Source organism: Methylopila musalis (assembly GCF_042679725.1).
GTDB lineage: Bacteria > Pseudomonadota > Alphaproteobacteria > Rhizobiales > Methylopilaceae > Methylopila > Methylopila musalis.
The window spans coordinates 1-10,695 of sequence record NZ_JBHTMX010000100.1 but is presented as its reverse complement, the minus strand read 5'-3'; the positions used below and the strand labels follow the sequence as shown (position 1 = coordinate 10,695).

9 protein-coding genes are annotated in these 10,695 nt (G+C 72.5%); 6 read left to right on the top strand and 3 right to left on the bottom strand.

The window, feature by feature from the left end:
* Positions 1 to 518 (top strand): ELM1/GtrOC1 family putative glycosyltransferase (locus tag ACFQ4O_RS11270; protein ID WP_378775790.1); only part of this gene is annotated, 518 nt, incomplete at its 5' end.
* Here the strand turns inward: ACFQ4O_RS11270 and ACFQ4O_RS11265 are convergent.
* Together ACFQ4O_RS11265 and ACFQ4O_RS11260 are read right to left on the bottom strand one after the other, a co-directional pair.
* Positions 515 to 1,687 (bottom strand): hypothetical protein, encoded by a 1,173-nt coding sequence (locus ACFQ4O_RS11265; protein ID WP_378775789.1) that lies wholly within the window; start codon positions 1,685 to 1,687, stop codon positions 515 to 517. The two genes, ACFQ4O_RS11270 and ACFQ4O_RS11265, sit on opposite strands and share 4 nt — an antisense overlap.
* Entirely contained in the window at positions 1,684 to 2,835 is a 1,152-nt protein-coding gene (locus tag ACFQ4O_RS11260; RefSeq protein WP_378775788.1) for a glycosyltransferase, read from the bottom strand. The genes ACFQ4O_RS11265 and ACFQ4O_RS11260 overlap by 4 nt, the downstream gene beginning before the upstream one ends.
* Positions 2,836 to 2,876: 41 nt before the next feature.
* Between ACFQ4O_RS11260 and ACFQ4O_RS11255 the strand changes: the two genes are divergently transcribed.
* The 5 genes from ACFQ4O_RS11255 to spt all read left to right on the top strand — a co-directional run bounded on the left by ACFQ4O_RS11255 (position 2,877) and on the right by spt (position 9,715).
* The gene (locus ACFQ4O_RS11255; protein ID WP_378775787.1) at positions 2,877 to 4,124 is read left to right on the top strand and encodes a glycosyltransferase; all 1,248 of its coding nucleotides are present in this window, start codon (positions 2,877 to 2,879) and stop codon (positions 4,122 to 4,124) included.
* A 62-nt stretch (positions 4,125 to 4,186) separates the two neighbouring features.
* Positions 4,187 to 5,944, top strand: a complete 1,758-nt coding sequence (locus ACFQ4O_RS11250; RefSeq protein ID WP_378775786.1) for an ABC transporter ATP-binding protein — start codon at positions 4,187 to 4,189, stop codon at positions 5,942 to 5,944.
* Positions 5,945 to 6,036: 92 nt separating this feature from the next.
* A complete protein-coding gene (locus ACFQ4O_RS11245; RefSeq protein ID WP_378775785.1) occupies positions 6,037 to 7,728 on the top strand; it encodes a fatty acyl-AMP ligase in 1,692 nt (563 codons plus the stop codon).
* A gap of 417 nt (positions 7,729 to 8,145) precedes the next feature.
* Positions 8,146 to 8,397: an acyl carrier protein gene (locus ACFQ4O_RS11240; RefSeq protein WP_378775784.1), complete on the top strand. Its 252-nt coding sequence runs from the start codon at positions 8,146 to 8,148 to the stop codon at positions 8,395 to 8,397.
* A gap of 1 nt (position 8,398) precedes the next feature.
* Positions 8,399 to 9,715, top strand: coding sequence for a serine palmitoyltransferase (gene spt / locus ACFQ4O_RS11235; RefSeq protein WP_378775783.1), 1,317 nt, complete (start codon positions 8,399 to 8,401; stop codon positions 9,713 to 9,715).
* Here spt and ACFQ4O_RS11230 read toward each other — a convergent pair.
* Positions 9,633 to 10,601, bottom strand: a complete 969-nt coding sequence (locus ACFQ4O_RS11230; protein ID WP_378775782.1) for a hypothetical protein — start codon at positions 10,599 to 10,601, stop codon at positions 9,633 to 9,635. The genes spt and ACFQ4O_RS11230 overlap by 83 nt on opposite strands.
* Positions 10,602 to 10,695: the final 94 nt, after the last annotated feature.

Below are 10,695 nucleotides of genomic sequence, written 5' to 3'. Positions count from 1 at the left end.
GCGAGACCGGCGGCGCGCTGCTGGTCGCCACCTCGCCGCGCACCGGCGCGGGCGCCGTGCGCGCGATCCGGGAGACGCTCGCCGGAACGCGGGTTCCCCATCGGCTGTCGGTGTTCGGCGAGGGCGAGAACGCCTATCGCGGCTTCCTCGCCGCGGCCGACGCCTTTCTCGTCACCGAGGACAGCGCCGCCATGGCGGCGGAGGCGGCGCAGACCGGCCGGCCGGTGGCGGTCCACCCCCTGCCCCGAAGGCCGGACCTCTGGATGCGGATCGTGCTGGGCTTTCGGGCGGCGATGCGGCTCACGCCGTGGACGCGGCGCCTGTTCGACGCGCTGGTGGCGTGGGGCGTGGTGACCTCGATCCGCGACATCGGCGCCTTCGCCGGCGTCATGGCGCGCGAAGGCCTGCTCGACGGCGGCCCCGCCGCCCGGACCCGAGGCGAACAGGAGCTCGCCGCCGCAGCCGCCGCTGTGTGGGAGCTGGCGGACGCGGCCAGCCTTGGCGAGCGCCGCCCCTAACGCTCCGACAGCGCGGCGAGCCCTTCCGCCACGCTGACCGCGCCGGCGGGCGGTCGCAGGAACGGCGCGAGACGCTCGGCGAAGGCGGGATCGGCGCGGAAGTCCACGGCGGCGTCGAAATCCACCGCGTCCAGCGGCCGTGGATCGTCCCGCACGAAGCCGCGCGCAACGAGGCTGTTGGCGTCCCGCCCCGCATAGTCGAGGCGGTCGCTGTAGAGCTGCGGCGCGCCCGCGAGCGCGATCTCGACGCCCGACCCGGAATTGCCGATCACCACCACGTCCACCTCCTCCAGAAACCGCTCCAGCGGCACCGTCGGCGCGGGATAGGCGGCGCTGCGGTAGTTGGGATGCACGCGCACATGAACGCCGGCGCAACGGGGGTGGCGCAGCAGCGCCTGCTCGGCGTCGCGGATCAGGTGGTCGTCGGTGTGGGCGTTCATCACCAGCCCGACCCGGTAGCGCTCCCGGCGCGGACGCGGATCGGCCAAAGCCTCGGCGCCCTCCCGCCACAGGCAGCGCAGGCGGGCGCGATAGGGCTCCGCCGCCTGTGCGGCCTCGAAGCAGAACAGCGTGTCGATGGCGAAGGGCGGCACCCGCCGACGCCCCGGCGCCATCACGAAATAGCCGAGCCGACGCCCGGCGTGGATGGCGGACAGCGTGGCCGCGACCCGCCGGGGCTCCATGTCGTCGTTGACCACCAGCGCGTCCACGTCGCCCTCCGCGAACAGGCGGTCGTAGACCTTGCGCCAGCGGGCGGTCTTCACCGTGACATAGGCCGCGACGGCGCGCTCGTCGGCCGGGCGCCCGGCGGACCGGCGGCGGATCGTCTCCGCGAGCGCCCGCGCCTCGGCGACGGAGGGGAACGGCGCGCGCCAGCGGCGAAGCCGCCACGGCGCGCGCTCCGCGTGCGCGTCCAGGAAGCGGCGCGCCATGCCGCTGGAATGGTCCAGCACCGCGAGGCGGCCACGGGTTTCGAGCGGCGGCGGAACCACCGCGTGGCGCGCGAGCTCCGCCCAGACGAACAGCGCGCCGAACAGATCGAACCCGCGGGCGACGCGCTCCACCCGCCCCCGCACCTTGCGCTTGGAGGGCGCCGGATCGCGGTGGCTCTCGATGATCTTGGCGAACAGGAAGGCGAAGGCCTCGTCCTCGAGCCCCGCGCCGGTCACGAGCCCCGCGCCTCGAGCCCGTCGAACAGCGCCAGATAGGTCCGCACCGCGGCCTCGGTGGTGAACAGCTCCGCGCGGGCCTTGAGCCGGTCGCGGTCGACCGGCTCGGCGAGGGTCGCGGCCATGGCGTCCGCCAGCGCCTCGGCGTCGCCGACCGGGACCAGACGGCCGAACCGGCCGCCGTCGAGGATCTCCATCGGGCCGCTCGGGCAGTCGGTGCTGACGATCGGCGTGCCGCAGCCGAGCGCCTCGATCAGCACCCCCGGCAGCCCCTCCCAGCGGGAGCTGAGCACGAACAGGTCGGCGCGGGCGATGTAGGGCACGGCGTCCGGGACCCGGCCCGGCAGATCGACCGCCTCCGCGACGCCGAGCGTCTCCGCGAACCGTTTCAGGGCGGGCCGCGCCTCCGGCGTCTTGCCCTCGCCGAGGATCACCAGCCGGGCCTCGGGCCGCGTCTCCCGCAGCCGGGCGAAGGCGTGGATCAGGGTCTCGAAATCCTTCTGGGGACCGATGCGGCCGGCGCCCAGCAGCAGCGGGCGGCCGGGAACGCCGAACCACGGATGATCCGCCGGCGCGGCCGCCGCCTCCTGAAACCGCCCCTCGATGACGGGATTGTAGATGGTCCGCACCCGGTCGCGCGGCAGGCCGAGCGCGACCAGATCCGCCGCCACCCCCTCGGACACCGCGACGATGGCCTCGGCGAGCGGGTAGTCCCGCCGGATCGCCGCCACCAGATCGGGGCGCTTCGCGATGGAGGCGGAGGCGTTGTTGCGCTGGCTGACCACGATCGGGACCGCGGATTTCGCGATCCGGCGGGCGGCGAGCGCGGCGAGGTTGGCGTAGTTGTCGGCGGAGAGCACGACGTCCGGCCGCTCCCTGGCGAGATAGCGCGCGAGCGGCCGGCGCACGGTCTGGAACTGCCAGCGCCGCTTGGTCCGGACGCCGGGCGCCCAGGTGAGCAGGCCGCGCAGCTCGATCACCCGCACCCGGGGATCGACCTTGCCGCGCATGTCGCCGCCGCCGTCGAGCACCACGAGGTCCACCCGGCGGCCCGCCGCCGCGAGACCGTTGGCGAGCGTCACGTTGCGCCGGGGCACGCCGCCCCCGGACACGCTGTACATGAAGATGGCGATGTGGTGTCTGGGCATCCGCTCCGAACCCGAACCGCAAGCCTGACCGACGCCCGCGCATGACGGCTGTAGAATCCCGACCGTCCGTCGCGCAAGCGCCCGCGCGGCTCGCGCTGTTCATCCGCTCGCTCAAGGGCAACGGCGCCGAGCGCTCCATGGCCAATCTGGCGGCGGCGCTGTCCGCCCGGGGCCACGCCGTGGATCTGGTGCTGGTCCGCGCCTCCGGCCCGTTCCTGAAGCAGCTGCCGCCGGACGTGCGGGTGATCGACCTCAACGTGCGCACGCCCTTCGGCGCCTGGACGACCGCGTGGCGCAGGCCCGCGACGTTCCGCGCGCTCGCCCCGGCCCTGCTCGATCCGCGCGCGCCGGTCACGCTCGGCGCCATTCCGGGGCTCGCGGATTATCTCCGGCGGGAGCGGCCCGCCGCCCTGCTGTCGGCGCTGGACTATGGCAACATCGCCGCGGTGGCGGCGGAAAGCCTCGCCCGAAGCGGCGCCCGGATCGTGCTGAGCCAGCGCAACCACTTCTCCTCCGACGCGGACGCGGCGACCGACCCCCGCATCCGGCGCGCCGGGCCGCTGATCCGCGCCTTCTATCCCCGCGCCGACGCGGTGGTCGCCGTCTCCCGCGGCGTGGCCGAGGACATCGCCCGCGTCGCCGGGCTGCCGCCGGAACGGGTGCGCACCATCTACAACGCCGTGGTCGGCCCCGGCTTCGAACAGGCGGCGGCGGCCCCGCTCGACCATCCGTGGTTTGCGGACGGCGCGCCGCCGGTGATCCTCGGCGTCGGCAAGCTGAAGCCGCAGAAGGACTTCCCGACCCTGCTCCGCGCCTTCGCGCGCCTGCGGGCGGAGACGCCGGCGCGCCTCGTCATCCTCGGCGAGGGGCCCGACCGGGCGGCGCTGGAGAGCCTTGCGCGCGACCTCGGGATCGCGGCCGACGTAGGCTTTCCCGGCTTCCAGGACAACCCGTTCCGCTGGATGGCGCGGGCGAACCTGTTCGTGCTGTCCTCGGCCTTCGAGGGCCTGCCCGGCGTGCTGGTTCAGGCGATCGCCTGCGGCTGCCCGGTGGTCGCCACCGACTGCCCGAGCGGCCCGCGGGAGATCCTCGAGGACGGCCGCCACGGCCCGCTGGTCCCGGTCGGCGACGTCGACGCGATGGCGGAGGCCATGGCGCGACGTCTCGGCGAGCCTCGGGGGTCGGAGGCGCTGAAGCGGCGCGGCGCGTTCTTCTCATGGGACACGGCCGCCGACGCCTATCTCGACGTTCTGCTCGGCCCTCTCGCCGAGGCCCCCGGGCGGGCTTGAGGCGGCGCGCGATTGCGGATACGCCTCCCGCCGTGCCGTCCACTTCGCGAGCCCCCGCCATCGTGTCGAATTCCAGCGGCCAGACGCCTGCGGCTGCGGCCGAACCGGCCCGGCCCTTCGCTTCGGCGATCCGCCTCGCACGCCTCATTCCCCTGCGCCGCACGCTGCTGACGCTGGTCTGCCTCGTGCTGGCGGGCGTGGCGGAAGGCGTCAGCCTCGTCAGCCTGCTGCCGCTGATCACGCTCGCGAGCAGCGGGACCGGGGATGACGGCGGCGCCGGCAAGCTCATGGCCTGGCTTACCGCCCACGGCGTGCAGCCCAGCATCGGCCTGTTCGCAGCGGCGCTGGTGGCGGGCGTGGCCCTGAAGGCGACCCTCACCCTCGTCGCCATGCGGCATGTGGGGCGGGCGATCGCGGACGTGACGATCGCGGTCCGGCTGCAGCTGATCGAGGCGGTGCTGAACGCGCGCTGGGGCTATTACGTGCGCCAGCCGGTCGGCCGCTTCAGCAACGCCATCGGCGGCGAGGCCTCGCAGGCGGGCGAGGCCTACAACCAGACCGCCCAGTTCGTGGCCGATCTGGTGCAGATCGCGACCTATCTGGTCGTGGTGTTCTTTTTCTCCTGGAAGGTCGGGCTGCTGGCGATCGGCGTCGGACTGCTGATGTCGGTGACGCTGAACCGCTTCGTCTCCATCGCCAAGCGCACCGCGCGGCGGCAGACGCGGCACGTGCGCAGCATGACGGCCGCCCTCACCGACCTTCTGGTCGGCATCAAGCCCATGAAGGCCATGGGCCGGCAGGCGCGGTTCCAGTCGCTGTTCGAGCGCGACGCCCAGGCCATCCGCAAGGCCCAGCGCAAGCAGGCCTTCGCCCGCCACGCCAACAAGGCGCTGCAGGAGCCGATCCTCGCGGTCTGCCTCGCGGTCGGCGTCTATGTGGCGCTGGAGGTGTGGCGCATGCCGCCGGGCGAGGTGCTGGTGATGACCATCCTGCTCGCCCGCACCGTCATCGCCATCGGCAAGGCGCAGCAGGGGCTGCAGCAGGTGCGCATCGCCGAGGCCGGCTGGCATTCGGTGAGCGAGACCATCGAGCTCGCCCGCGCGGCGCGGGAGCATGAGCATGGCGGCGCGGCGCCCACGTTCGAGCGGGGGGCGGAGCTGCGGGACGTCACCTTCGCCTATGACGACGCCGCGCCCGTGATCCGGGACGTGAGCTTCCGGGTGCCGAAGGGCGAGATCACCACGCTGACCGGCACATCCGGCGCCGGCAAGACCACCACCGTCGACATCCTGCTCGGCCTCAACGAGCCCTCGTCCGGCGAGGTGCTGGTGGACGGCGCGCCGCTCGACCGGCTGGACCTCGGCGCGTGGCGGCGCATGACCGGCTATGTGCCGCAGGAGCTGACGCTGTTCCACGACACGCTGCTCGCCAACGTCACGCTCGGCCAGCCCGAGTTCGACCGCGCCGACGTGGAGCGGGCGCTGGAGGCGGCGGGCGCCGCGCCCTTCGTGCGCGAGCTGCCCGAGGGGCTCGACACCGTGGTCGGGGAGCGTGGGGCGCGCCTGTCCGGCGGCCAGCGCCAGCGCATCGCCATCGCCCGCGCGCTGGTGCACCGGCCGAAGCTGCTGATCCTCGACGAGGCCACCACCGCGCTTGATCCCGAAACCGAGGCCAACATCGTGCGCAACGTGGTGGCGCTCGCCCGCTCCACCGGGCTCACCGTGCTCGCCATCTCGCACCAGCCCGCCTGGGCGGAGGCCGCCGACCATGTGGTGCGGCTGGCGCAGGGCGGGGTGGCGCGGATCGACAGCCGGGCTTAAAGGGAAGGCCTGTTTCCGCCCTCCGGCTTGCGCCTCCCCCGCCGCGCCGGACGGGCGCGCCCTCATACTCCCGTCCGGATCCCCCGCCGCCGATGACCGACCCGTCCGTTTCCGCCAGCCCCGCCGCCCCCGCGACGATCCTCGACGCGCTCGATCTGGCGGCCGCGGGCGATCGCGGCTTCGACTTCCACTCCGCCCGCGGCGTCCTGCTGGAGAGCCTGCCCTACGCCCGGCTTCGGGACGACGCCGTCGCCCTCGCGCGCCGGCTGCTGGCGGCGGGCCTCACGCCCGGCGACCGGGTGGCGCTGATCGCCGAGACCGAGGCCGATTTCGTCCGGCTGTTCTTCGCCTGCGGCCATGCGCGGCTCGTGCCCGCGCCCATGCCGCTGCCCATGGCCTTCGGCGGCCGCGAGGCCTACCTCGCCCACATCCGCCGCATGATCGAACGCGCCGACGCCGCGGCCGCCTTCGCGCCGGCGCCGCTGAAGGCGTGGCTGGAGGAGGCCGCCGCCGGCCTGCCGCTGCGCATCTGCGGCGCGCTCGCCGATCTTCCCGAGGCGGCGGTGGAGGGCGATCTGCCCCGGCCCGCGCCGGAGGATCTCGCCTATCTGCAGTTCTCGTCCGGCAGCACCCAGTTCCCCAAGGGCATCATGGTGACGCACGCCGCGCTGATGGCGAACGCGACCGCCATCAGCCGGCACGGGCTCCAGACCACGCCCGCCGACCGCTGCGTCTCGTGGCTGCCGTTCTACCACGACATGGGACTGGTGGGCTTCCTGCTGACGCCGGTGGTGGCGGGCCTGTCGGTGGACTATCTCGCCACCCGCGACTTCGCCCGCCGGCCGCTGATGTGGCTGGAGCTGATCGCCCGCAACCGCGCCACCATCTCCTACAGCCCGAGCTTTGGCTTCGAACTCTGCGCCCAGCGCGCCGCGACGCTCGACCTGAAGGACCTCGACCTGTCGTCCTGGCGGGTGGCGGGCATCGGCGGCGACATGATCCGCCCCCACATCCTGCGCCGCTTCGTGGAGCGTTTCGGCCCCCACGGCTTCCGCGCCGACGCGCTGACCCCGAGCTACGGCATGGCCGAGGCGACGCTCGCCTTGTCCTTCGCGCCGCTCGGCGAGGGCCTGCGCGCGGAGAACCTCGATCTCGACGCGCTGGAGAACGACGGCGTCGCGACGCCCGCGTCCGAGGGCGCCCGCGCCCGTGAGTTCGTGCTGTGCGGCCCGGCCCTGCCCGGACACGCCCTCGAGCTGCGCGACCCGGCGGGCGCGGCCGTCCCGCCCGGCGGGGTCGGGCGCGTCTTCGCCCGCGGCCCGAGCCTGATGACCGCCTATTTCCGCGACGCCGGGGCCACGGCCGAGGCCGTGTCCGACGGCTGGCTCGACACCGGCGACCTCGGCTACCTCGCCGACGGGCAGATCGTGATCACCGGCCGCGCCAAGGACCTGATCCTCGTCAACGGCCGCAACGTCTGGCCGCAGGATCTGGAATGGGCGGCGGAGCGGGAGATTCCGGGCCTGCGCTCGGGCGACGTCGCCGCCTTCTCGGTGGACGGCGCCGAGGGCGAGGAGGTGGCCGCGCTGGTGCAGTGCCGCCTGAGCGACCCGGAGGCGCGGGCGAAGCTCGTCGAGGACGTGGCCGGCCTGCTGCGCCAGCGCTTCGGCGTTCCGGTGGTGGTGCGGCTGGTCGGCGCCCACGCGCTGCCCGTCACCTCCTCCGGCAAGCTCAGCCGCAGCCGGGCCCGCGAGCTCTATCGCGCCCTGGCGGCGGAGGGCTGACGGAACACTTTCCGCAACGGTTCGTTTCATCCGCTGGCCCCGCGCCCGCAGCCGCGTGGTTGAGCGGCCGGCGCCGCGGACCGAGGCGGCGGCCCATAGGGGCTTTGTTAACCACCCTGAGCTTTGCTGGAATTTCAGCGCTCTCGCCGCCGCCCCCGCGACGGCGCGGGGATAAGGATCCTCCGTCGACACGCCCAGGAAACAGGCGCCGGGTCTTCTGCGGACATTTACGCAACAGGGGTTTGCAAATGCGCAACCGTCGCCGCCCGAGGCCCGGACGCGCGTTAGCACCCGCAACAAGAGACTGATCCTGTTGCATTTTCCGGCGTGATGACCGAAACTTTACAGAACGGCGACAAGCTCATATTTTGCGCCTGCTCAAGTATCGTAAGTCGGAGCGCCCTCCGGGACGGGAAGATGATTGAAGCAAAAGACCAGTTGATTACGGACATTTCTGAAGCACTCGAGTCCGTCATCAACCGTAAGGTCGAACTTCGGACGGATATGAACATCGTGAACGACCTTGGTCTCGATTCCATCGCAGTCATGAATTTCTGCATGGCGCTCGAGGACAAGTTCGACATCTCGATCCCGCTGCATGACATGGCCAGCGTCGTGACCGTCGACGATCTCGCGAAGACGATCGAAACGCTGCGGAGTAACGCGTGATATGTCGATTCTCGAAAAGTTCGCGGCGCTCAACAACCGCTATGATCATCTGAAGCAGGTCGGCGCCGATCCGTTCGCCGTCAAGTTCGACGACATCATCTCCTGCGTGGAAGGCGTGGTGAACGGCAAGAAGACCCTGCTGTTCGGCACCAACAACTACCTGGGCCTCACCTTCGACGACGAAGCCAAGGCGGAGTCGATCGAGGCGATCCGCCGCCACGGCACCGGCACCACCGGCTCGCGCATCGCCAATGGCAGCTACAAGGGCCATCAGGAGCTTGAGCGCGCGCTGTCCGACTTCTACGGCCACACCCATTGCATGGTGTTCTCCACCGGCTATCAGGCCAATCTCGGCATGATCTCCACGCTGGTGGGCAAGGACGACCATCTGTTCCTGGACGCCGACAGCCACGCCTCGATCTATGACGGCTCGCGCCTCGGCCATGCGCCGGTGGTGCGCTTCCGCCACAACAACCCGGATGACCTCGCCAAGCGCCTGCGCCGCATGGGCGACCAGCCCGGCGACAAGCTGATCGTGGTCGAGGGCATCTATTCGATGCTCGGCGACACGGCGCCGCTGAAGGAGTTCGTGGACGTCAAGCGCGAGTACGGCGCCTATCTCATGGTCGACGAGGCCCACTCCATGGGCGTGCTCGGCGAGCATGGCCGCGGCCTCGCCGAGCGCGAGGGCGTGGAGGAGGACGTCGACTTCGTGGTCGGCACCTTCTCCAAGAGCCTCGCCAGCGTCGGCGGGTTCTGCGTGTCGAGCCTCGAGGGCTTCGAGATCCTGCGTCTCGCCTCCCGGCCCTACATGTTCACCGCGTCGCTGCCGCCGGCGATCATCTCCTCCACGCTGTCGGCGCTGCGCACCCTGCGCGCCGAGCCCCAGCGCCGGACGAAGCTGGCCGCCAACAGCCGCCGCTTCTACACCGGCCTGCGCGCCGCCGGCTTCCATGTGGGGCCGGAGTGCTCGCCGATCGTGGCGGTGATGGTGGACCAGCCGGAAGTGGCCGTGATGTTCTGGAAGCGCCTGCTGGAAGAGGGCATGTACCTCAACCTGGCGCTGCCGCCCGCGACCCCGAACTCGTCCGCCTTCATGCGCTCCAGCGTCAGCGCCGCGCACACCGACGAGCAGATCGACTTCGCCGTGGCGCTGATGACCCGCGTCGGCCGCGAGCTCGGCCTGCTGCCGGAAGAAAACAACGTCTGCGCGTTCCCCGGCGCGACCGCCGCCTTCAGCGGAGAACGCCTCGGCGCCACAGCCGCCACAGCACGGGCGCTGCCGCAAGGAGCGGGAGCCGCCGCTGGAATGGCGTGACCTCGATCCGGTGGCCCGAGTGCCGCTCGATCTTCCAGGCGATGTAGTCCGCGCCGCCTGAGAACGTGAACGCCGCCTTCGCGAGCCGCGCCAGATTGAGCGGCTTCGCCAGGCGGCGTCGTTTTTTCCACGCCCGCTCACCCCGCGCCCGCTCCGCCGCGTCGATCGCGGGCGTGAGTTCGCCGCCTCCTGAGCGGTCGACGGCGAGCCCGTCCGCGGCCCAGGCAAGCTCCAGCAGCCGCGCGAAGCGCTCCGGCGCGCGGGCCACGATATCGGACGGGCGCGACGCGCTCTCGACCCGAAGCTCGGACGCGTAGGTGCGGCGGAACAGGGCGGTCCAGAACGCCTCCGCCGGCCCGCGTTCCGGCCCGAGCCGCGCCGCCCACCACGCCGCCGATCGCACGGCGACCGCGATCGCCTCCGCGATCGCGTCACGCGCCGCGTCGTCGCGCACGAAGGCGAGCGCCGCCGGCTGGGCGAAGCGGGTCCAGATGGTGGTGTCGCGGCTTTCCCATCGGGCGTGGCGGCGGAACTGCGCCACGGTCATGATGGCGATCTTGGCCCGGAGCCGGCTTCCGTCCGCGGCCTCGTGCTCGGCGTATTCCACATTGGGCGGCAGCGCGGCGTTGGCGGCGCGCGCAAGCCGCCCCGCGTCCCAGTCCGCGAGATCGTCCAGCAGCACGTAGAAGTCGAGCAGGCCGTCGGTCTCGCCGGTGCGCAGGGCCGAGCCGTAGAACAGCACGCCCGCGGCAGCCCCCCGCGCCCGCTCTGCAAGCGCCTGCGCGAAGGCCGCGACCGCCGCCGGCTGCGGCGCGGAAAGCTCACGCGCCACCTCGGTCCGAAGCTCGATCTCCGCCGCGGCGGGCGGCGCGGAGGGCGGCGTCATGGCGCGAGGAAGGTCAGCGGCGCGCCGGCCTGGATCTGGAGCCGGCCGTCGCCGCCGGTGGCGAAGCTGTCGCCGTCGATGATGAAGGGCGCGC

Excerpts from the sequence above, each read along its gene's own strand:
- ACFQ4O_RS11255 (WP_378775787.1), top strand. The coding sequence starts at position 2,877 with ATGACGGCTGTAGAATCCCGACCGTCCGTCGCGCAAGCGCCCGCGCGG.
- spt (WP_378775783.1), top strand. The coding sequence starts at position 8,399 with ATGTCGATTCTCGAAAAGTTCGCGGCGCTCAACAACCGCTATGATCAT.
- ACFQ4O_RS11260 (WP_378775788.1), bottom strand. The coding sequence starts at position 2,835 with ATGCCCAGACACCACATCGCCATCTTCATGTACAGCGTGTCCGGGGGC.
- ACFQ4O_RS11230 (WP_378775782.1), bottom strand. The coding sequence starts at position 10,601 with ATGACGCCGCCCTCCGCGCCGCCCGCCGCGGCGGAGATCGAGCTTCGG.
- ACFQ4O_RS11245 (WP_378775785.1), top strand. The coding sequence starts at position 6,037 with ATGACCGACCCGTCCGTTTCCGCCAGCCCCGCCGCCCCCGCGACGATC.
- ACFQ4O_RS11240 (WP_378775784.1), top strand. The coding sequence starts at position 8,146 with ATGATTGAAGCAAAAGACCAGTTGATTACGGACATTTCTGAAGCACTC.